The sequence below is a fragment of the Streptomyces sp. NBC_00237 genome, from assembly GCF_026342435.1.
Classification (GTDB): Bacteria; Actinomycetota; Actinomycetes; order Streptomycetales; family Streptomycetaceae; genus Streptomyces.
Window position 1 is genome coordinate 999,072 of the sequence record NZ_JAPEMT010000003.1, and the last position, 22,848, is coordinate 1,021,919.

At 73.7% G+C, this 22,848-nt stretch carries 14 protein-coding genes; all 14 read left to right on the top strand.

Features of this window, described 5'->3' with window-relative positions:
• Positions 1-77 precede the first annotated feature (77 nt).
• The 14 genes from OG897_RS31150 to OG897_RS31215 all read left to right on the top strand — a co-directional run bounded on the left by OG897_RS31150 (position 78) and on the right by OG897_RS31215 (position 22,814).
• Positions 78-758, top strand: a complete 681-nt coding sequence (locus tag OG897_RS31150) for a trypsin-like serine protease (RefSeq protein ID WP_266662024.1) — start codon at positions 78-80, stop codon at positions 756-758.
• Between the two features lie 620 nt (positions 759-1,378).
• A complete protein-coding gene (locus tag OG897_RS31155) occupies positions 1,379-2,836 on the top strand; it encodes a 3-phosphoshikimate 1-carboxyvinyltransferase (protein ID WP_266662026.1) in 1,458 nt (485 codons plus the stop codon).
• Positions 2,837-2,853: 17 nt separating this feature from the next.
• On the top strand, positions 2,854-4,221 hold the full coding sequence (locus OG897_RS31160; protein WP_266662028.1) for an aspartate aminotransferase family protein: 1,368 nt from the start codon (positions 2,854-2,856) through the stop codon (positions 4,219-4,221).
• Positions 4,218-5,513, top strand: coding sequence for a Coenzyme F420 hydrogenase/dehydrogenase, beta subunit C-terminal domain (locus tag OG897_RS31165; RefSeq protein ID WP_266662030.1), 1,296 nt, complete (start codon positions 4,218-4,220; stop codon positions 5,511-5,513). Before OG897_RS31160 ends, OG897_RS31165 begins: the two co-directional genes overlap by 4 nt.
• Positions 5,506-6,633, top strand: coding sequence for a 3-hydroxyacyl-CoA dehydrogenase NAD-binding domain-containing protein (locus tag OG897_RS31170; protein ID WP_266662032.1), 1,128 nt, complete (start codon positions 5,506-5,508; stop codon positions 6,631-6,633). The genes OG897_RS31165 and OG897_RS31170 overlap by 8 nt, the downstream gene beginning before the upstream one ends.
• Positions 6,630-8,600 carry a non-ribosomal peptide synthetase gene (locus tag OG897_RS31175; protein ID WP_266662034.1) on the top strand — a complete coding sequence of 657 codons (1,971 nt, stop codon included), beginning with the start codon at positions 6,630-6,632 and terminating at the stop codon, positions 8,598-8,600. Before OG897_RS31170 ends, OG897_RS31175 begins: the two co-directional genes overlap by 4 nt.
• Positions 8,593-13,518 (top strand): type I polyketide synthase, encoded by a 4,926-nt coding sequence (locus OG897_RS31180; protein WP_266662036.1) that lies wholly within the window; start codon positions 8,593-8,595, stop codon positions 13,516-13,518. The genes OG897_RS31175 and OG897_RS31180 overlap by 8 nt, the downstream gene beginning before the upstream one ends.
• A gap of 2 nt (positions 13,519-13,520) precedes the next feature.
• Complete coding sequence (locus OG897_RS31185) at positions 13,521-14,552, top strand: MupA/Atu3671 family FMN-dependent luciferase-like monooxygenase (protein WP_266662038.1); 1,032 nt, start codon at positions 13,521-13,523, stop codon at positions 14,550-14,552.
• Positions 14,549-15,922, top strand: coding sequence for a condensation domain-containing protein (locus OG897_RS31190; protein WP_266662040.1), 1,374 nt, complete (start codon positions 14,549-14,551; stop codon positions 15,920-15,922). The genes OG897_RS31185 and OG897_RS31190 overlap by 4 nt, the downstream gene beginning before the upstream one ends.
• Positions 15,919-16,905: an acyl carrier protein gene (locus OG897_RS31195; RefSeq protein WP_266662042.1), complete on the top strand. Its 987-nt coding sequence runs from the start codon at positions 15,919-15,921 to the stop codon at positions 16,903-16,905. Before OG897_RS31190 ends, OG897_RS31195 begins: the two co-directional genes overlap by 4 nt.
• Positions 16,902-17,900, top strand: a complete 999-nt coding sequence (locus tag OG897_RS31200; protein WP_266662044.1) for an acyl carrier protein — start codon at positions 16,902-16,904, stop codon at positions 17,898-17,900. The genes OG897_RS31195 and OG897_RS31200 overlap by 4 nt, the downstream gene beginning before the upstream one ends.
• Complete coding sequence (locus OG897_RS31205; protein ID WP_266662046.1) at positions 17,888-18,148, top strand: acyl carrier protein; 261 nt, start codon at positions 17,888-17,890, stop codon at positions 18,146-18,148. Before OG897_RS31200 ends, OG897_RS31205 begins: the two co-directional genes overlap by 13 nt.
• Positions 18,145-19,551, top strand: coding sequence for an MFS transporter (locus OG897_RS31210; protein ID WP_266662048.1), 1,407 nt, complete (start codon positions 18,145-18,147; stop codon positions 19,549-19,551). Before OG897_RS31205 ends, OG897_RS31210 begins: the two co-directional genes overlap by 4 nt.
• Positions 19,551-22,814, top strand: a complete 3,264-nt coding sequence (locus OG897_RS31215; RefSeq protein WP_266662049.1) for an AMP-binding protein — start codon at positions 19,551-19,553, stop codon at positions 22,812-22,814. The genes OG897_RS31210 and OG897_RS31215 overlap by 1 nt, the downstream gene beginning before the upstream one ends.
• Positions 22,815-22,848 lie beyond the last annotated feature (34 nt).

A 22,848-nucleotide genomic window follows, 5' to 3' on the forward strand; every position in this document is an offset into this window, starting at 1 on the left:
ACGGGCGGCAACGACCGCGCCGCACACCGCTCGTGCCACCGCCCGTGCGATGCGAACCTTCCCCGGGGGGAACCCTCGTGGCGAAGTCCCACCGCCGTTCCAGGGCCGCAGCCCTCGCGGCCGCGGGTCTGGCAGCCACCGCGACTCCCGCCGCCGCGATCCAGGGCGGCGGGAAATCCACCACCACGGACCACCCGTACACCATGCAGATCCGCAGCGAGGCGGGCGAGGGCGGAGCGAGCGAGCACGTCTGCGGCGGCACCCTCATCGCGCCGGACAAGGTGCCGACCGCCGCCCACTGCGTGGACGCCCACTGCGTGGACAAGGAGGAGGGCATGCCTCCCGTCGGCTACGAGGTGGTCGGCGGCCGCACCGACCTGCGGACCACCAGGGGCACGGTCCGCCAGATCACCTCGATCAGGATCTACCCGAAGTTCGACGGGACCCACTACCTGTACGACGCGGCCGTCCTCACGCTGGCCGGGCCGATGCCGTACAAGACGCTGCCCGTCGCCGGGCCGAAGGACGCCGCGCTCTTCGGGTCCGGCCGGTCCGCGACCGCCCTAGGCCGGGGGCTCACCGCCACCGGCACCTTCGACAGCATCTGCCGGGGCGACTCGAGCGGCCCGCTGGTCGTGGGCGGCAAGCTGGTCGGGATCACTTCGACCGGCAACAAGTTCTGCAACAGGGACTACCCGACCGGTCTCTTCACCCCAACCAGCGCGATCCTCGCGGGGCTGGGCCCTCCGACCGGCTGACCGCACGCCGTACGGGCCGCTGCGCGTGCTGCCTAACGGGCCGCTGAACCGGCTGCCGTACGAGCGGTCGAACGGCGTCTCCCCGGTGTGTTCGGTGTGTTCGGTGTTTGAATTGATGCGTGAAGTCGGTGAATGGAACTTCGCCGGACGAGCCTTTTCGGAGTGATGTGGATCGCCTTTGCGGGTGCGGTGATTACAGGAGCCCGACAAGGGGAAGTGGTGTTTATTTCGGAGGCGTTGGGCGGCGGGTGAGACGAGTTGAGGTCGTCAACGTTTCATTGACAGTTGCTCTGTACGGGTGATTGAGTCGGGCCAGTCGCAAGGCCGTGGTAACAGCCTGTCGGGCGAGGTGAAAGGGGTGCACTGTCGGCGGATTCGCTATCTCTCAACGGCCCATTTCCGCCATGGTGGCCGGTTGTTTTCCCCTCTTGGTCACTGGTTCGTTTTCGCAGTGACGGCCGGGGATTTGACCGACGCTTTTCCTATTCTTGTCCCGCTGTCGGTAGGGCGTTCACAGGGGTGTGTATGGAGGGTTTCTGAGCCGTACTCGTGGAGCCGCCCGCACCGCGCGTGCTGCCGGTCGGCCCGCAGGTTCTCGAGTCCAGGAACAGGAGCAAGGCGTGCTTGAGGTCAGGAGGGGGACCCGGAAGACATTCGACAAGCCGGGTACCGAATCGGCGGACTTGGCGGTGGACGGCGGCCGGGCCGAAGAGGCCGTCGGCGTCAGCACGCTGAGAGTCGGCGTGCCGGGCGACAAGTCGGTCACCCACCGGGCGTTGCTGGCGGCCCTGCTGCCCGGCGCACCCGAGGTGCTGACCGTGCGCAACGCCAACCTGGGTGGCGCGGTGCGGGCGCTGCTGCCCGCGATGCGGGCGCTGGGGATGGAGACCGGGGCGGACGGCAGCTCACTCACCGTGCGGCGCGGCGCGTTACCGGTGCCGCAGCAGGCGCGTGAGCATCCGGACGTGTCCGACTGGCCGCGGGGCGTGCCGTACCTGGAGACCGGAGGGTCGAGCGCCGCGGCCCGGCTGCTGATCGGAGTACTGGCGGGCAGCGGCACCGCCGCGGTGGTGGACGGGGACGAGGTGCTGCGGCACCGCCCGATGGACTGGCTGATCGACCCGCTGATCGAACTGGGCGCGGACATCGCCTACTTGGGCGACGAAGGCTGCCTTCCCGTCCTGCTGAAGGGGGCCGTGCACCGCCCGGGAACGGTGACCCTGCGGGTGGGGAGCGCACAGGCGCGGTCCGCCGTACTGCTGGCCGTGGCCGCCGCGGGACTGCCCGCGACCGTACGGCACCCGGTGCGCTCGCGGGACCACACCGAGCGGATGCTCGCCGCGTTCGGAGGCGGGCTGGACGAGGGCGACAACGCACTCGTCTGGGACGGTGCGGCGTTCGAGGTGCCCGAGGTCATCGACGTCCCCGGAGATCCGTCCCTGGCGGCCTATCCCGTCGCCGCGCACCTGCTGTGGGGCGACGGCGGAACGCTGCGGGTGCCGGGCGTCTGCCTGAACCCGACCCGCACGGGCTTCTTCGACGTGCTGCGCAGGAGCGGAGCCGACATCTCCTACGAGGACGGGCACGGGGTCCCCCACGAGGAAGGGCGCGCGCACGGCGGCGAACCGGTGGGGACCGTGGTCGTACGGGGCGGACTGGACGGGGTCGAGGCCGTCCGGGTGGAGGAGCCCGCGCTGCTGCACGCACTGATCGACGAGGTGCCCCTGCTGGCCCTGGTCGCGGCCCGGCTGCCGGGAGTGTCGTGGATCGGGTGCGCGGAGGAACTCCGCTTCAAGGAGACGGACCGGCTGACGGCCACGGCACGGATGGCCGGGGCGTTCGGCGCCCGGGTCGAGGTGACCGACGACGGCCTCACCGTGCGCGGCGGCGCCCCGCTGAGGGCCGGTGAGGTGCCCGGCTTCGAGGACCATCGGATCGCGATGGCCGCCGCGACGCTCGCGGGCTGCCTGCCGGGCCGCACCACGGTGCGGGGCGGTGCCTGTCACCGCACCTCGTTTCCCGACTTCGCCGATGTGCAGCGCGCCGTCGGCGCCCGTGTCGCGGAGGACCCCCGGTGACGAACAGAGGACTACCGATGAAGAGCAGTGCGGCGAGTGCCGAAGCACGGTCCACGGGGAGCGCCCTGGGCCCGGAGTTCAGCAGCGGCAACGGCCCCTGGCTGTACACCGAGGACGGCACCGCCTGGTTCGACGGGACCGCGGGCAGCGGCGCGGCGACGCTGGGACACCAGCACCCCGACGTCACCGCCGCCGTGACCGCCCAGGCCGCACGCCTGACCCACACCGGCTGCAAGCTGACCTCGGACGCCCGCAGACGGATGATCGAGCGGATCTGCGCCCTGTCCCCGTACGAGGAGCCGGCGGTGCTGCCCACCGCGACGGGCTCGGAGGCGGTGGAGTCCGCGCTGAAGATCGCCCGCGCGGCCACCGGACACCGGGCCGTGGTCGGCTTCCGCTACGGCTTCCACGGCAAGACGGCCGGGGCGCTGGCACTCACCTGGCGTGCGGAGTTCAAGACCTACAGCGGCTTCGGGGACGACGGAGCCGAAGGCTCCCCGCCGGTCGTCGTCGCGGAACTTCCCGACCCCCGGCAGCCGGGAGCCGACGACGTGGCCGGTTTCGCGGCCGGGCTCTCGGCGGCGCTGGACGCCGCGGACCGGCAGGGCGGCACCGCGGCCGTCGTCCTGGAACCGGTCCAGGTGACCGAAGGCGTCCTGGACGTGCCACCGGCGCTGCTCGACGAGATCGCACGGCAGGCGCACGCCCGGGGCGCACTGCTGGTGCTGGACGAGATCTACACCGGACTCGGCAGGGCCGGGCGGCTGTTCACCGCCGAGCTGATGACCGAGAAGCCGGACCTGACACTGCTCGGCAAGACCCTGGGCAACGGCTTCCCTGTCGGCGCCGTGGTGGGGGAGAGGGCCGTGCTCGACGCGCTGCCGCCGGGCGTGCAGACCTCCACCTTCTCCGGCCACCCGGTCTCCTGCGCGGCGGCAGAAGCCGTCCTGGACATCGTCGTACGGGACGACGTGGCAGGCAGGGCAAGGGAGTTGGGTGAGCGGCTGCGCGTCGACCTGGCGGCGCTTGCCGCCCGGCACCCCTGGATGAGGGCCGTCCGCACGACCGGCGCACTGGCGGCCTTCGACTGCGTACGGGACGGGCGGCCCGACCCCGAACTGGCGCGGGCCGTCACGGGCGGTGCCCTGCGTGCCCGGCTGCTGCTCTTCGGCGGCGGCCCGGAGGGCGCCACGGTCAAGATCGTGCCGCCGGCGCTGCTGGACGAGGACGGCTACCGGTTCCTGATCGAGGGCATCGGGGCGGCCGTGGCCGAGGCCGCCCGGCCGGACGAGCGCGCGGGAACGGCCACCAGAGCCGTGCGCGACGACGGCGCACGGCACGTTGCGCTATACGGCGCGTCCTTACCGGAAGGCGGTGGCTCATGAGCTTCCAGCAGCTTGAAAGGGACATACTGGAACCGGAGTTATGCACCGTGTGCGGGGCCTGCGAACTTGCCTGCCCGGCCGGGGTGATCGGCTTCGAGGGGCTGGATCCGGTGCTCACCGTGGCCTCCTGGACCGCGGCCGACTGCGGGGAGTGCACCGACTGCGTGGACGTGTGCCCGGGCGCCGACCCCGGCACCCCGGCCGCCGAGGAGCGGTTGTTCGGCCGCACCCGCACCCCGCAGGAGCGCTGGACCGGGGTCTTCGAGGAAGTGGTCGCGGGGCACGCGCTGCACCCCGTGGTGTACGAGGCATCCGCCAGCGGCGGCAGCCTCACCGCGCTGCTCCAGACCGCCGTGCGGGAGCTGGGCGTGACGGTGGTGCTCACCATGGGGCGCGACACCGAGGAGCCCTGGCGGGCGGCGCCCGCGCTGACGCGCGATCCGGCTGACCTGGTGGAGACCTCCCAGTCGACCTACCAACTCGCCCCCTACCTCGGCCGGTTGCGCCAGACGATGACCGAGGAACCGCACGCCAGGGTCGCCATGTCGGGCGTGGCCTGCCACATCCAGGCGATGCGCAAGCTCCAGGCCATGGACACCGCCGCCGGACGGTGGGCACGCGAGCGCGTGGTGCTGCTCGTCGAGCCCGCCTGCTCGTCGAGCACCCGCCCCGAGGGCACCGCCGCGGTGATCCGCGAACGCGCCCACGTACCCGTGGAGACGGTGGTGCGGCTGCGCTACCGAGAGGGCGAGTACCCCGGGAACATCGGCATCCGCACCCGGGACGGCGTGGACCACGAGGTCCAGTTCTGGCAGGCGGTACGGGACTTCGCGGGCAACAAGACGTACCGCTGCCTGTCCTGCGGCGACTGGATGTCGGGGCTGGCCGACGTGAGCGTCAGCGACGGCGATCCGAACATTTTCGCCGCGAGCATCAGCGGCGAGGGACAGAAGAAGCACGGCCGGGTGTTCATCCGCACCGAGGCAGGAGCCGAGGTGGTGGCCGCGGCCAGGGAGCACGGACTGTTCACCCACGAACCGGTGGACCTGGCAGGTCTCAACCTCGGCCTGGAACGCAAGCGCAACCGCCGCGCCACCTACGAACGCGCGGACCGGCCGGTGCCGTTGGGTCCGATACCGGGCCACCGCGAGGAACTGGACGTCGTGCCGGACGAGCGGTGGATACCGGCCCCGCCGGGCCGGGCGGGCAGGCGTACGGCGGACCAGGACCCGCCCGACCGCGCGGAGCCGGGTGCGGCAGAGAGGACGACGGGGGAGCGCGACGATGACTGAACAGGCGTCGTGGGCACGGGTGCAGGACGCCCCGGCGGCCGGTCCGGCCGGTGCCGTCGCTCCGCTGCCCGTACGGCAGCTGGTGGCGGTCGGCGGTCGGGACCCGGTCCTCGAAGGAGTGCTGCGTCGGCCCCCTGGCCGCGGCGAGATACGGCTGCGGACCGAGTGGAGCCTGGTGAGCCCGGGCACCGAACTGCACTACCTGGACCGCTCGGCCCGCACCGGCGAGCGCTTCGTCCTCGGATACTGCGCGGCCGGCGTGGTGGACGCGGTCGGCCCGCTGGCCCCCGGCTTCGCCCCGGGCGACCGGGTGATCGCCATGGGCTGGGGCGAGGCGGTGCACAGCGAAGCGGTCACTGTGCCGTACCGGCTGTGCCGCCGGGTCCCCGACGGCACGGACCTGGCGGACGCGGTGGTGGCGGGGCTGGCGGCGACCGCGGTGCACGCGGTGGACCGCGCGGTCCTCGCGCCCGCGGACGAGGTCGCCGTGGTGGGCGCGGGCATGGTCGGTCAGCTGGTCGCTCAGACCGCGGCGGCCCGGGGCAACCCCGTCACCCTGCTGGACCTGCGCCCGGAACGGCTGCGCACGGCGCCCGCCCTCGGACTGGCCGCCGCCGACGGGACGCACTTCGAGGTGGACCGGGAAGCCGCGGCCCCCGGGCCGGCCGGGAACGGCGGCCGGTGCGTCTTCCTCTGCGGCACCGGGGACGCCGGGGCCACCGTCGTGGCCGCGGCCCGCTGGGCGGGCCGGGCCCCGGGGCGCCCCCGGCTGGTCGGCGTGGGCCGGTTCGCGGCGCACATCGACTTCAGCGTGGAACTGGGCAACCTCGACATCCGGTACGCGGCACGCTGCGGCGCCGGATACCGCGACGCCTCCTACGCCCGCGGACTGACCGACGCCGTGGCGCCCGAAGGCGAGGGCACCGTCACCGAGAACCTCCAGCGGGCCCTGGACCTGATCCGCACAGGCAAGATCCGCCCCGTGGCCATGGACCTGCCGCGCTTCGGCGTCGAACAGGCTGCCGAGGCATACGCGCAACTGCGCGAGCGTCCCGCGCACCCCGCCGTGCTCTTCTCCCACGGCCCGGCGGACGGACCGGAAAGGGGTGCGACACCATGACGGCCTCCCCTGCCCGAACACCCACGGGACACCGGCCGTTCCCGCCCGCCGAGCAGGCCGGAACGCTCGTGCACCGCTTCCTGGAACAGGCCGCCGCCCACCCGGCGAGGGAGGCCGTGGTCACCCCCGAGATCCGCTGGACCTACCGGGAGACCGCCGGGCGCGCGTCCCGCGTCGCCGCCTCGCTGGCCGCGGCCGGACTGCGTCCCGGCGACCGGGTCGGCCTGCTCTTCTCGCACGGAGCGGAGATGATCGCTGCGCTGCTCGGCGTGCTGCACGCCGGACTGTCCTACGTACCGCTGGACGCCGCCTACCCCGAACAACGCCTCGCGCTCATGGCACGGGACGCGGGCGTACGGGCCCTGGTCGCCACTGCCCCGCACCTGCCCCAGGCAGGACGGCTGGCGGACCGGCGGCCGGTGCTGCCGTACGAGGACCTGGCAGCAGGACCGGCGGTGGAGAGCGCGGGCCGGGAGATACCGGCGCCCGACGGCGCACGGACAAGGACCGACGGCGTGCGGGCGCGGCCCGAAGGAGAGGCGTATGTCCTGTACACCTCCGGGTCCACCGGGCGGCCCAAGCCGGTCGCGCAGACCCACCGCAACGTCCTGCACCACACCCGGGTGTGGACCGACGGTCTGGGCATCGGCCCACAGGACCGGCTCACCCTGCAGTCCGCGTACAGCTGGGACTCGGCGGTGCAGGACACCTTCGCCGCCCTGCTCAACGGCGCCGCCCTGTACCCGGTCGACCTCAAGACGCTCGGCATCAGCGGCCTGCTGGAATGGATGGCCGCCGAGGACCTCACCGTCTACCACTCCACGCTCCCGGTGTTCCGCGCCCTGGTCCGGGCCATGGAGTCGCGGAAGACCGCACTGCCCGCCATGCGCATGCTCGCCCTCGGCGGCGACACCCTGCACCTGGCCGATCTCGACGCCGCCCGGCGGACCTTCGCCGCGCACTGCCGTATCGCCGGGGCCTACGGCTCGACCGAGTGCTCCTGCGCGCTGCTGCGCGTCGCCGACCGCGAGTACCGGCCGCCGACCGGCGTCTTCCCCCTGGGCTTCCCCGCCGCCGACACACAGGTGTGGCTCCGGGACGAGCAGGGGCAGCCGGTCGAGGGGCCGGGCGAGGGCGAACTCGTGGTCGCCAGCGACTACTTGGCGCCCGGCGCGGTCGCGGACGGCCGGACCTACCGCACCGGCGACCTCGCCAGGCGGCTGCCGGACGGCACTCTCCTGCTGATCGGGCGCCGCGACTTCCAGGTGAAGATCTCCGGGATCCGGGTGGAGACCGGGGAGGTGGAGAGCGCGCTGAAGGACCTGCCCGAGGTGCGCGAGGCCGTGGTGATGCCGTTCACCGACCGCCTCGGCGAGCGGCAGCTCGCGGCCTACCTCGTGGCGGCCGACGGGGCGAAGGCCCGGCCGTCCGTACTGCGGGCGACCCTGCGCAGGGTACTGCCCGACCACGCGGTGCCCACCGCGTACGTCTTGCTGGACGCGCTTCCGCTGACACCGAACCACAAGATCGACCGGGCCGCACTGCCCGATCCCCTTGTGGCGCGGGAGACGGGACCGGCCGCGGGCGTACCCGGGGCGGGCCCGCTGGAGCGGGCCGTGGCCGAGGCGTGGCGCGAGGTGCTCGCCGCCGACGCCGTCGCCCTGGACGACAACTTCTTCGATCTCGGCGGGACCTCACTGCGGGTGGCCGCCGTCCATGAACTGCTCACCCGGACCGTCGCGCCCGGACTGCGGATGACCGACCTGTACCGGGCGCCGACCGTCCGCGCTCTGGTGCGGCTCATCGGCAGCGGCGGGGCCGCATCCCCGGGGTCCTCCGGGGCGCCCGCCGCGCGGGGCACCCGCAGGCGCACCGCGGCCCGAGGTGGCGCCCGCCGCGCAGCGGCCCGCACCGGGCCGGCTGTTCCGCCGCAGAACTCCCCGCACACAGGAGGTACTTGTGACTGACCGCCCCTACGCCGCCGCGGCGGACGGCGCCGACCCCGACGGACGGATCGCCGTCGTCGGACTGGACTGCCGGGTGCCGGGCGCCCGCGACCACCACGAGTTCTGGCGCAATCTGCTCGCGGGCACCGACCAGATCCGCGACGTGGACGAGGAACAGCTCGTCGCCGCCGGGGTGGAGCCCAGGACCCTGGCGGACCCCCGCTACGTGCGCCGGGCCGCGACCGTCGAGGACACCGACCTCTTCGACGCCTCCTTCTTCTACCTCAGCGCCCGCGAGGCCGAACGGATGGACCCGCAGCTGCGGCTGTTCCTCCAGTCCTCCTGGAAGGCGCTGGAACACAGCGGCCACGACTCCGAGCAGTACGAAGGCCGCATCGGCGTCTTCGCGGGCGCACTGAGCAGCACCTACCTGCTGCACAACGTACTGACCGGGGAGAAAGGCTTCGGCGGCTCGCTGCCCAAGCTGCGCCAGGACCTGTCGGCACTGATGGGCAACGACCCCAACCACCTTGCCACCAGGGCCTCGTACCACCTCAACCTCACAGGTCCGAGCGTCTCCGTGCAGACCGCCTGCTCCACCTCGCTGGTGGCGGTGCACCAGGCGGCGCAGAGCCTGCTGGGGCAGGAGTGCGACGTGGCGCTCGCCGGAGGCGTCGCACTGCGCTTCCCGCAGGAGGCCGGGTACCTCCACGAGAGCGACTCGATCGCCTCGGCGACCGGCACGGTACGGCCCTTCGACGCCCACGCCGACGGCACGGTCTTCGGCAACGGCGTCGGCGTGGTCGTGCTCAAGCGCCTGTCGGACGCACTCGCCGACGGCGACACCGTCTGGGCGGTACTGCGCGGCTCCGCCATCGGAAACGACGGCGCCGACCGGGTCGGCTACACCGCACCCGGCGTCACGGGCCAGGCCGCCGTCCTCGCGGAGGCACTGGCCGTGGCGGACGTGGACCCGGCGACCGTCAGCTACCTGGAGGCCCACGGCACCGGCACCAGGATGGGCGACCCCGTCGAACTGGCGGCAGCCGCACAGTCCTACCAGGTGGACGGCGCACCGCCGCTGACGATCGGTTCGGTGAAGGCCAACCTCGGCCATCTGAGCACCGCCGCAGGAATCGCCTCGCTCATCAAGTGCGTACTGATGCTGTACCACCGGACCCTGGTGCCCACCCCGCACTTCACCGAGTGGAACCCGCAGTGCGAGGCCGACGGCACCCGCTTCCGCGTGGGCACCGAGACGAAGCCGTGGCAGGCACCGGCCGACGGCGGGCCGCTGCGCTGCGCGGTCACCTCCACCGGCATGGGCGGCACCACCGCACACGTCGTCCTGGAAGAGGCTCCGCGTACCGACCCGGCGGCACGGCCCGCCGCGCCCGCAGCCCCCGTCGTACTGCTGCCGCTCTCGGCCAAGTCGCCGGCCGCCCTGGAGAGGGCACGCCAGGAACTGGCCGACCACCTGGAAGCCGCGGCGCCGGTCCAGGACACACCGGAAGTCCTCGACGCCGCCGCACAGGAGGACGCACCCGCACAGGAGGAAGCACCCGCGCGGCCCGGCGACGCGGCCGGGAAGGACGCGCCCGAAGGGCTCGGCGACACCGCTCTGGAGGACGCAGCCCACACCCTGGCCACCGCCCGCCGCACCTTCAACCACCGTGCCGTGATCACCGCCCCCGACCGGGAGACGGCCGTGCGCGCGCTGCGCAGCGGCGACCCGCGCTTCACCCACCAGGACTCGGGACAGCCCGCCGACCGGCCCGTCGTCCTGCTCTTCCCCGGCCAGGGAACCCAGCACCCCGGCATGGGCCAGGGCTGGTACGAACACCTCCCGGTGTTCCGCCGGGTGCTGGACGAGTGCGCGGAACTGCTGGAGCCGCACCTGGGCCTTGACCTGCGGGACGCCCTCTACCCCCGGCTGCGGGAGTACACCGGCACCCCGTACGACCTGGGCCGCACCCGGCTGACCCAGCCCGCGCTGTTCGCCGTCGAGTACGCGCTGGCCCGGCAATGGGCCGCCTGGGGCGTGCGCCCGGCCGCACTGGCGGGGCACAGCGTCGGCGAGTACGTGGCCGCCACCCTCGCCGGGGTCTTCACGCTCCCCGACGCGCTGCGGGTGATCGCCGAACGCGGCCGCCTGGTGGACGCGCTGCCCGGCGGCGTGATGGCCGCGGTCATGCTCCCGCCCGCGGAACTCGCCCCCTACCTCGAAGGGAACCCCGACGACCCCGACGACCCCACCGCGGGGCAGGTCGCGCTCGCCGCGGTGAACGAGCCCGCGGTGTGCACCGTCGCCGGACCCAAGGACGCGGTCCGCGCGCTCACCGCCCGGCTCACCGCCGACGGCGTCGCGCACCGTAAGGTCGTCACCTCGCACGCCTTCCACTCGGCGATGATGGACCCGGCCGTCGGCCCGCTCACCGAACTGCTGCGCGGCGTCCGGCTGCGCCGCCCCGAGATCCCCTTCCTGTCCAACAGGACCGGCACCTGGATCACCGACGAGCAGGCCACCGACCCCGCGTACTGGGGCGGACACCTGCGTGAGACCGTACGGTTCGCCGACAGCCTGGCCACGGTGCTGGACGGCGAGGTGCCGGTCTTTCTGGAAGTGGGCCCCGGCCAGACACTGGCCACCTTCACCCGCCGCCACCCGGACCGGGAGACCGGCGTACCCGTCGTGACCTCCGCCGCCCGCGGGCGGGACGCCGGAGCGGACCTGACCGCGGTCACCGCCGCGCTCGGCAGGCTGTGGGCGGCCGGACTGCCCGTCGACTGGCGGGGCTACTACGCGGGCCGCGGACGCGGCCGGGTGCCGCTGCCGACGTACCCCTTCGAAGGCACCCGCTACTGGGTCGAACCCGGTACCGGGACACTGACCGGCGCGGGCACCGCCGCCGGGAACGGGGTGCGCAAGCTGCCGCTGGACCAGTGGTTCTCCGCCCCGGTGTGGCGCCCGGCCGTCGGCACCCTCGACTCGGCCGCCGCACCGGTTACCGACCCCGTATTGCTCTTCGCCGACGAACAGGGCACCGCCGCCCGGATTGCCGCGCACGCCTTCGAGGGCGAGGTGCTCACCGTCCGGGCCGGAGCCGCCTACGGCAGGGACGGCGATACCTGGACACTGCGCCCCGACTCCGAGGAGGACCACACCCGCCTCGTCGCCGACCTGCTGGCCGATGAGCGGCTGCCGGACCGGGTGCTGCACGCCTGGTCCACCGCACCCCTGCCCGCCGAACGCGGCAAGGAACGCTTCGAATGCGCCCAACGCCACGGCCTGTACAGCCTGATCGCCCTGGTGAAGGCGTTCAGCGAACAGGGCGTCAGCAAGCCGCTGCAACTCGACCTGATCAGCGCGGGCGCCTACGCCGTCAGCCCGGCCGAGCCGGAACCCGCGGCCGAACTCGTTACGCTCGCCGTCGCCGCCCGGGTCATCGGCCAGGAGCACGGCAACATCGGCGCCCGGCACTTCGACCTGCCGGCCGCCGTGGACGAGCACTCGGTGCGCACTCTCGCCGCCGAACTGGCCGCCCACCGCCGCCCCGAGGTCGCCACCACCCTGCGCGGCGGCACCCGCTGGATCACCGACCTCGCCCCGGTACGCGCCGACTGGACCGCCAAGGCGGCCTCCCGGCTGCGCGAGGACGGCGTCTACCTCATCACCGGCGGCCTCGGCGAGATCGGCTCCACCCTCGCGCACTGGCTGCGCCGCGAGTGCCCCGGCGCCCGCCTGGCGCTGCTCACCCGCGACCCGCTCCCGGACCGCACGGAATGGGACGGCTGGCTGGAGACGCACGAGGACGACGACGCGACCTCGCTGCGCATCCAGCGGCTGCGGGCCCTGGAGAGCGAGGGCGACCAGCCCTTCCTGGTCCACGCGGACGTCGCCGACGAGAGCGCGCTGCGCGCTGCGGTGGACCGGGTGACCGCCCGCTTCGGCGCCCTGAACGGTGTCGTGCACGCGGCGGGACTGCCCAGCGAACAGTGGGACCGGGCGATCACCGCGGCGAGCGCCGAGCAGTGCCAGTGGCACTTCGCCTCCAAGGCGTACGGGCAGATCGCCCTGGAGAAGGTCCTGGCCGACCACGACGTGGACTTCGCCCTGCTGCTCTCCTCGCTGGCCGGAGTGCTCGGCGGGCTGCGGCTGCTCGGCTACGGCGCCGCCAACCACTTCATGGACGCGGCCGCCGAACGCGCCAACCGCGGCCTGGACCGCACGGTGTGGATCAGCGCCGCCTGGGACGTGTGGCAGCACCACCAGGACGAAAAGCGGGCGATCTCCGCGATCGGCCGCAGCATGGACGACAAGGCGATTCAGCCGGAGGAGGGCCTGGAGGCCGTCCGTCGGCTGCTGACGCTGCGCGACGTCTCCCACGTCGCCGTCTCCACCTGGGACATCGGGCACCGCCTGGACCAGTGGGTGCGCGACGAGCGGATCGCACGGCCGGCGGCGGGCACCGCCGCGACGGCGGCCGACGCCGAGGGACAGCAGGACGCGGACGACCTCGTCGGCCAGGTGGCACGCCTGGTGCGCGACGCGCTGGGTGCCGAGGAGATGCCGCTGGACGCGGACATCTTCGAATTCGGCGGCGACTCCCTGCTCATCGTGCGGCTCCTGTCGAACCTGCGCGAGCAGTTCTCGGTGGAGGTGCCGCTGGCGGACGTGCTTGGCGAGCCGACCCCCGGCGCGCTGGCCGCACTCGTCAAGGAACGGCTGGACGCCCGGGCCAGGACCGTGACGGAGGCGGCCGACGCCCCGGCCGGGAGCGGCGAGGACGACATCGAGTCGCTGACGGCGCTGCTGGCCGCCCTCGACCCGGCCGACGCCGAACGCCTGCTGGCCGACGCCCAGCAGGACGACGACGGGGACCGGCACGACGAACAGCACCGCCAGGAAGACGAGCACCGCCAGGAACAGGAGCGCTGACCGTGGACTTCAGCTTGATCTTCTTCTCCGGGGACGAGAAGAACAAATACCGTTTCGTACTCGACGCGGCCCGCTACGCCGACGAGAACGGCTTCACCGCGATCTGGACCCCGGAGCGGCACTTCCACCGGTTCGGCGGCCTCTACCCCAACCCCTCGGTGCTCGGCGCCGCCCTGGCCATGCACACCCAGCGCCTGCAGATCAGGGCGGGCAGCGTCATCCTGCCGCTGCACAGCCCGATCCGGGTCGCGGAGGAGTGGGCGGTGGTCGACAACCTCTCCCGTGGACGCGCCGGAATCGCCCTGGCCACCGGCTTCAGCCCGCTGGACTTCGCGATCAGGCCGGACGGCTGGACCGACCGCAGGCAGCGCACCTTCGACGCCGTGGGCGCCATCCGCGAGCTGTGGGAGGGTGCACCGGTCTACGTGCAGGACGGCCTGGGTAACCACGTGGAGGTGGAGCTGCACCCGCAGCCCGTCCAGCCCGAACTCCCCATCTGGCTCACCTGCACCAAGAGCCCGGAGACCTTCGAGACGGCCGGCCGCCTCGGCTGCAACGTACTGACCGCGCTCATCGACATGACCAACGAGGAACTGGAGGAGAAGCTCGCCCTCTACTACAAGACCCTGGAGGACTACGGGCACGACCCGGAGAGCACCACGGTCACGCTGATGCTGCACACCTTCATCGGCACCGACCTGGAGGAGGTCAGGGAGACCGTCTGGCCGCCCTTCAGCGACTACCTGCGCTCCTTCTTCACCGTCATCGACTCGCAGAAGAAGAACCTCGCACCGGGCGCGGGCGTCCGCGACATTTCCTCCGACGACCAGGACGAACTGATCAGGTTCGCCTTCGACAAGTACTTCGAGAAGGGTGCGCTGCTCGGCACCCCGGATTCCTGCGCGGCCGTGGTCGACCGCTTCGCCGGCATGGGCGTCAACGAGGTCGCCTGCCTGATCGACTTCGGGGTCGACGAGGACCTCGTCGTACAGAGCCTCAGCCACCTCAACGAGCTCCGGAGGCGCTACGCATGACCGCCGCCCCCTCCCGGGCCGGCCTCGCCGCCCGGATCGCCGCCCTCACCCCCGGCCAGCGGGCCCGCCTGCGCGACCGAGTCAGCCGCCAAGTACCGTACGCACAGGCCCAGTTGACCCCGGGTCAGCACCGGCTGTGGCAGACCCAGCAGCGGCTGCCGGGCAGCGCGGTGGACGTGGTCTGCCAGGCCGTGCACCTCACCGGCGGCCCCGTGGAGCTCGACCTGCTCGCCGGGCGCGTCCGCGGCTTCGCGGACCGGCACGAGGCGTTGCGGACCACTTTCGACGAGCACGGCAGCGGCATCAGGCCCGTGGTCCACGAGCACCTGCCGCCCCGGCTGGCCCGCACCCGCGTCACCGGAGCCGACGAGGCGCACCGGCTGGCCCTGGAGCTGGCCGCCGAGCCGTTCGACCTGACGGCGGGACCGCTGCTGCGGGTCACCCTCGCCGAGGGGCCGACGCCCGACGAGTCCTGGCTGCTGGTCGTGGTGCACAACCTGGTCTTCGACGCGTGGTCCTTCGAACTGCTGCTGGACGAGCTGGCCCGCCCCGAGGACACCGCGCCCGCCGCCGCGCCCGCCTTCAGCGGCTTCGCCAGGGAACAGGGGAAGTGGCTCGAAGGCCCGGCGGGCCGGGAGGCCGCCGCGTACTGGGCCGGTGAGGCGGCCGACGCGCCGCCGCCGCTGCCCACCGACCGGCCGCGCCCCGCCGAAGGGACCCAACGCCGGGGCGGACGGGTGGAGTTCGCGGTGTCCCGCGCCGTCACCGAGGCGATCGCCGCGGCGGCGCAGCGCGAGGCGGCCACCGCGTACACCGGGTGGCTGGCCGTGGCCTGGGCCGCGCTGGCCGAGTTCGGCGGACGCCAGGACGTGCTGCTCGGCACGTTCACCGCGGGCCGCGACCGGCCCGACACGTCCGAGACGGTCGGCTACCTGCTCAACGTGCTGCCGGTGCGGCTGCGGGAGGCGGGCGACGGCTCGCACCGCGCCCGTACCCGCGCCGTCCGTACGGCCACCAGGGCCGCACTGAAGCACGCCGCTCACCCGGGCGAGCTGATCGCTGCGGACGCGGAGCGCCCCCGGGTGCCGGGCACCCACCCCCTCCTGGACGCGGTCTTCGTCTTCGACAACCTCGGGGAGGGCGGCCGGGAGATCCAGGGCGCTCGCGCGGACACCCTCGACCTGGACAAGGGCACCACCCGCTTCGACCTGACCCTGGCCGTCTACCCGGGCCCGGACGGCACGCGGGGCTGGCTGGAGTACGACGAGGAACTGTACGACGAGGCCACCGCACGCCGCCTCGCCGAGCGGTTCACCGCACTGGCCGAGGCGTCGGCCGGGGCGCCGGACGGCGACGGGGGCCAGGAGTGATCACCGCACGGCTGAGCGCCCCCGCCTACGAACTGGGCGAGTACGCCGACCCGGTCACCGAGCTCCCTGAACTGCTCGCCGACCCCGAGGCGGCGGCCGAACTGACCTCGTCCGCCGCCGGGTTCGACACCTACCGCTGGTCGGACGCGCCGGTGGGGGAGCTGATGGCGGCCGCCGCCCAGCGCACCCTGGGCGAGGCCGGAGTGCCGGGCGACGAGGTCGACCTGGTGCTGCTGGCCACCGACTCGCTGCCGCGCGACCGCACCGCCCACCGGGACGTCGCCGAACTGCTCGCGGAGGCCGGGCTGTCCCGGGCCACCGCGAGCACGCTCGGCCTGATGGACTGTGCCACCGCCATGGCCGCCGTGGGCACCGCGGCCTCCCTGGTCAGGGACGGAAGCGCCCGCCACGTCCTGGTCGTCTCCGGCGACCTGGCCGACCATGCCACCGGCGGCGAACGGATCGTCGCGGGCGGTGCGGCCATCGCGAGCGACGCCGCGGCCACCGCCCTGGTGTCGGCCACCGCGGCCGGGCTGCCGGTGCTGGGCATGGCCCACCACGCGGCCCAGGGCCCCGCCCAGGGGCAGTCCCCGCGGCAGCAACTGGCGGCCAGGATCGCCGCGTACCGCGAACTGTTCACCCGCCTGGAGCACCGCCACCCCTTCCGGCCCGACGAGGTACGGGCCGTCCTGTCCAGCAACTTCGCGCGCAACGTGCTGGAGACCTACCTCTCCGACGTCGGCTACGGCAGCGCCGCGCTGGCCCTGGGCAACGTCGGCCGGATCGCGCACTGCCTGGGCAGCGACCCGCTGATCAACCTCGCCGACCGGCTCGCGGAGGCGAAGACCGGCGGACCGGCGGCGGAGGACCGCGCCGAGGACCGGCTGGTCCTCCTCGGCGCGGGCATCTCCCACCTGGCGGCCGTACTGCTGGGCGCACGCCCGCTGCCCGCGGTGGGACCGGACGGGGAGGGAGTGGGGTGAGCGCCGCGACGGCGGCCTATGTGCACGGCTGCGCCGCGCAGTTGGGCGCCATCCGCAGAAAGGTCGCCGAACTCCCCGAGTACGCGGCCGGGCCACCCGACCCCGCCACCGGCTTCGTCGAGTACCGGGAGGCCGAGGGCGACGTCCTCGGCCTTATCGGCCCGGCCGCACGAGGAGCCCTGGAGGCTGCCGGGACGGACCCGGCGGCCGTGGACACCGTGCTGCTCGCCACCGAGTCGCTGTCCGCCGACGGCCCGCCGGGCCGGCCTGCCGCCGGTCCCTCCGCTCACCCGTCCGGCGGCCCGTCCCGGCAGGCCGTCATGGAGCTGCTGGGCGGCCTCGGGCTGCGCCGCGCCTACCCGTTGATGCTGGGCCTGGCCGACTGCTCCACCGCCGTCGCCGCACTCGACGTCGCGGCGTCCCTGGTGAGGTCCGGCACCTCCGGCACGGTCCTGGTGGTCTCCGGCGACCTGGTGCGCACGGTACTGCCGGGCGGCAGGGTGGTGCTGGGCGGCACGGCGGTCGCGGGCGACGGGGCCGCTGCTGCCGTGGTCTCGGCACGGCGGCACGGCTGGGAGATGCTCGGCGGAGCCCGCCGGATCGCCCACGAAACCTTCGAGCCGGTAGCGCCAGGACGCCGCTTGGCCGCTCAACTCGCTTCCTACCAAGGGGTGTTCGCCGACCTGTGGGAGACCACGGGGCTGACCGCCCGAGAACTGGGAGCTGGCGCAGTGCTGCCCAGCAACCTCTCCAGGGACACCCTGCGGATGTTCCTGGGCGAGGCCGGAATCACCGAACAGCAGCTGTACCTGGACAACGTCCCGCGCACCGCGCACTGTCTGGGCAGCGACCCACTGATCAATCTCGCCGACCGTACGGCCGGGGGCGACTCGTCGTCCCCCGTCGTACTTCTGGGGTCGAGCGCGGCGCACGTCGCCGCGGTACTGCTACGACCCGTGACGCCCCCTGGAGGAACGAACGCATGCCGACGGTAGAGCAGAGGGTCGCCGGAATCTGGCGGGAGATCCTGGACCTGAACACCGAGAAGGACCTCGGCCCCGAGGACGACTTCTTCGGCCTGGGCGGCACGTCCCTCCAGGCGATGAACCTGGTGCAGAGGCTGCGCGAGGAGTTCGACGCCCCGGTCGCCCTGAGCGCACTGCTGGTCGACGCCTCGCTGCGGGCCGTCGGTGCCGCGGTGAAGGCCGCGGGGCCCGGAGACCTGGAGGCCGCCCGGCCGTGAAGATCCAGTCGGTTGCCGCGCTGCGGCAACTCCCCTTGCGCACCCGGGCGGTGATGGGTGCCAACGTGATCAGTTCGGTGGGCACCGGGCTGGTCCAGCCCTTTCTGGTCCTGTACCTGACCCGGGTGCGCGGGCTGCCCGTGGGCACCGCCACCGCAGTCATCTCGGTGATCGCGGTGGCCTCACTGCTGGGCGGCCTGCTGGCCGGACGGCTGGCCGACAACCACTCGCTGCGCGGCACGGCCGCCGCGGCGATGGGTGCCGCGGCCCTGGGCACCGCCTCCTTCGCCCTGGTCACCGAGGTCTGGGGTGCGGTGCTCGCCGGGCTGGTCTACGGACTGGCGTACGGAGCGATGCTCTCCGTGTGGAGCACCGCCATCGCCCGGAGCACGGAGGGCGAGACCCGCTCCACCGCCTTCGGGCTGCAGTTCGTCGGGCTCAACGCGGGCGTGGGAATCGGCGGCGTACTCGGCGGGCTCCTCGCCTCCACCGCGGATCCGGCCCGTTTCCAACTGCTGTACTTCTGCGACGCGTTGTCCTTCGTACTGGCCGGAGCCGCCCTCGTCCTCGCGCTGGGACGGCAGCCGAAGGGGACGGCGGTGGCCGGGGCGGAGCCCGGTTCAGGGTCCCGCGGCTACGGCGTCGTCCTCAAGGACCGCGCGCTGCTCAAGGTACTGGCCCTCACGGTCGTCCTGATGGTGGTGGGGTACGGACAGCTGGAGTCCAGCATTCCGGGGCTGGTGGCGGTGGGCGGCATGGACGCCCGGATCATGGCGTGGGCGTTCGTGGCCAACACGTGCTGCGTCGTGCTGATCCAGTTCACGGCGGTGACCCGGATCTCCCGGTCCAGGCCCGCCGTCCTGCTCGCCGGGACCTCCGGCAGCTGGGCCGGGTGCTGGCTGCTCCTCCTGCTGGCCACCACGAGCGACGGCACGGCGGCGCAGGCCACGCTGACGATCGCCGCGCTGGCGGTGTTCGCGGTCGGGGAGGCACTGCTGGCCGTGGCGCTGCCCACCCTGGTCAACACCCTCGCCGACGACCGGGTGCGCGGCCGGTACAACGGCGCCTACTCCGCGGCCATGTCCACGGGCGTGATCCTGGGCCCGCTGCTGGGAGGCTGGCTGCTCACCGGCGGACAGCCCTGGCTGCTGTCCGTGGTCATGGGCGCGGGCTGCCTGGCGTGCATCGGGGCGGCGCTGCGATGGGGGCGGCCCGGCCCGCCGGAGGACGGCGCACGGCCCGCGGTACCGCTCGCCTTCGAGGACCCGGCCGTGCCGGACGTCCTGGAAGCCCCGGCGGTACCGGGCGCCCCCGGGAACCCGACCGTGCCCGGCGCACTCGGGAACAGCGATCAGTACCTGAACGACGACCGGCCGCAGCGGCTGGGATCCGGAGGTGTGTGATGACACTGGTGCACGAGGTCTTCCGGCGGCGGGCAGCGGAACACCCGCAGGCCACCGCCCTGCTCCACCGGGAGCGGACCGTGAGCTACCGGACCCTGGACCGGGCCTCCGACGCCTACGCGGCCTCGCTCGCCGCCGCGGGCGTACGCGCAGGGGACATCGTGCCGGTGCTGATGCCGCGCTCCCCGCAGTGCGTGGCGACGCTCCTGGCCGTCCTCAAACTCGGCGCCGCCTACGCCGCCCTGGACCCTCGCTGGCCCCCGGCCCGGATCAGCGAACTGACGCGGCAGGCGAACGCCCCGCTGATCGCCGCGGACCCGGCGCACGCACCCGTGGCCGGGGACGCGAGCGGCCCGCAGGTCCCGGTGTGGACCCCCGCCACGGATCTCGCCGAAGCCGCCGCCACCTGTCCCGCCGCGCCCCTCGCGCCCGTATCCGTACAGGAGACGGATACCTGCTGCGTCTTCTTCACCTCGGGCAGCACCGGCCGCCCCAAGGGCGTGCTCTCCCCGCACGCGGGAACGGTACGGCTGTTCCGGCCGATGGGCCCGAAGCCGGTGCCGACGACGGAGCCGAAGCCGGGGCCGACGGCCGAGCCCAGGCCGGGGTCGACGAAACCGCCGACGACGGGGCCGGGGCCGAAGCCGGGGCCGACGGCCCCCTTCGCAGACCTCGGCCCCGGCACGGTCTGGCCGCAGGCCGCCCCGCTGCCCTGGGACGGCGCCTGCCTGGAACTGTGGGGAGCGCTGCTGAACGGCGGTACGTCCGTGCTGGTGGACGAGCCCTACCTGACGGCGGACGGCCTGCGCGACCTGGTGCGCCGGGCGGGCGTGAACACACTGTGGCTCACCGCCTCGCTCTTCCACCTGTTCGTGGAGGAGGACCCGGGCTGCTTCCAGGGGCTGCGGCAGCTCATGGTGGGCGGCGAACGCCTCTCGCCCGACCACGTCCGCCGCTTCCTGCGGGCACACCCCCGTATCGCCCTGGTGAACGGCTACGGACCCGTCGAGACCACGGTCTTCGCCACCACCCACCGCATCTCGGCCGCCGACGTCGACGGGGCCCCCGGAGCGCAGATCCCGGTGGGTCGACCGGTCGGCCGCACCGAAGTGTTCGTCCTGGACGAGGAGTTGAGGCCGGTCGGGCCGGGCGCCACCGGTGAGATCTGTGTCGCGGGCGCAGGACTGGCCCGCGGCTATCTCGCCGACCCCGAACAGACCGCCCGCGGCTTCGCCGAGATCACCGCGTACGACGGCACCGCACGCCGGATCTACCGCACCGGCGACCTGGGCTTCCACTCCGCCGACGGGACGCTGCACTACGCGGGCCGCCGCGACCGCCAGATCAAGGTGCGCGGACACCGCATCGAGCCGGGCGAGGTGGAGGCCAGGGCGGCCCGGGTGCCGGGGGTGCTCCGCTGCGTGGTCGTCCCGCAGATGGCGGACGGCGGCTGTGTGGGGCTGGCCGCCGCGTACACGGTGCGCGAGGACGCGGGCCAGGTCCCCGAGGAGACGGTGCGCGAAGCCCTCGCCGGGCAGCTCCCGGAGTACCTGGTGCCACGGGCGCTGGCCGCCGTGGACGCCTTCCCGCTGACCGAGACGGGGAAGCTCGACACCGCCGCGCTGCTGGCGACCGTCATGGCGCGCACGGAAGCGGTCCGGCCGCGCACCGCCGCACACCCGCCCACCGCCCCCGAAACCGGTCCTGCGGCGGGCCAGGTGGCCGCCGCCTTCGCGGAGATCCTGCGCACGGCCCCGGACGAGGTCCCCCGCGACACCTCGTTCTTCGAGCTGGGCGGCACCTCGCTGGACGGCGCCCGGCTGTGTGTCCGCATCGGCGCTCGCACGGGTTTCCCCGTACCGGCCTCCGTCCTGGTTGCGGACCCGACCGTGGACGCACTCGCGCACTGGATCGAGGCGCGGCAGAAGGAGCCCGCGGCGACGCCAGGAGAAGGGGCGCCGGGGGAGCCCGCGCACACGGGCCCGCTGGAACTGCTCCCCGTGCAGAGCGGCTTCCTGTTCGAGCAGCAGCTCGACCCGGCCGGCACCTCGGCGCACTGCGTCCTCCTGTGGCGGGTGACCGGCGACTTCGACCCGCGGGTGTTCCGGGCGGCGGCGGACGACGTGCACCGGCGCCACCAGTCGCTGCACGCCCGCTACGTCTTCGACCGCCGCCCGGTGGCGGTGCTGGACGGGCCGCCCACCTCCGTGGACGTACACGTCCTGGACCCGGCCCCGGATCACGCGGCTGCCCTCGCTGCCCTGCGCGCCACCCTCGACCTGCCGCTGGACATCGGCGCCGGGGCCAACTGGCGGTGTGCGGTGGCGCCGTTGAAGGGAGACGGCTGGCTGCTGGGCGTCGTGGTGCACCACATCGCCTTCGATGGCGGCTCCGCACGGCCGCTGGCCGACGACCTGTCGGCGGCCTACGCGGCCAGGCTTCACGACAGCGCGCCCCGCACCACGCGCCCCGTACCCCTCGCGGCCGTCCTGGCGGGCCACCGCTCCCAGGTGAACGAGGCCACACTGGAGGCCCAACACGCCTTCTGGAAAGCGGAGTTGACCGGACTGCCGCCGCTGGACCTGCCGCCCGTCGAGGCACTCCCGGACGGCGAGGCCCCGACGCTCTCCCCGGCCGAGACGGCCCCCTCGGCCCGCTTCTCCCTCCCGGCCACCGAGTACACGGCGCTGGAGGAGCGGGCCAGGCGCGCCAGCAGCACCCGGTTCGCGGTGCTGCTGGCGGCCTACGTCGAGGCCCTCGGTTCGCAGACCGGGCAACGCGACCTGGCGGTGGGCGCACCCGTGGCCAAGCGCTACCACCCGGACACGGCCGACGCCGTCGGCTGCCTCATCGACGTCGTCTGCTTCCGCATGCGTCCGGCGTGCGACGGCACAACGGGTGCGCTGCCCCGGCTCCTTGAGGGCATCCAGGCCGCACTGGCCGCCCAGGACGTGCCGTTCGAGGAGGTGGTCCGGCTGGCCGCGGACCCGACGCGCGACCGGTCCCGCCACCCGCTCTTCCAGACGATGTTCGCGCTCCAGGAGGCCGCGCCGGGGCACCTGGTCCTGGAGGGCTGTACGACCGAGACAGTGCGCGAGCCCGAACCCCGGGCGGTGCACGAGCTGGAGGCGGAGGTGTGGCCCGACGGAGCGGGCGGCGCCGAGGTGGTCCTCGCGGGCCGTCCCGGCCGGGTGTCCGCCGCCTTCCTGGAAGGGCTGGCCGCGGCCTACCGCAGCACCCTGCGGCAGCTGACCGGGCCGTGAGCGGGCGCACCGCCGACCGGCCACGGGCGAAAGG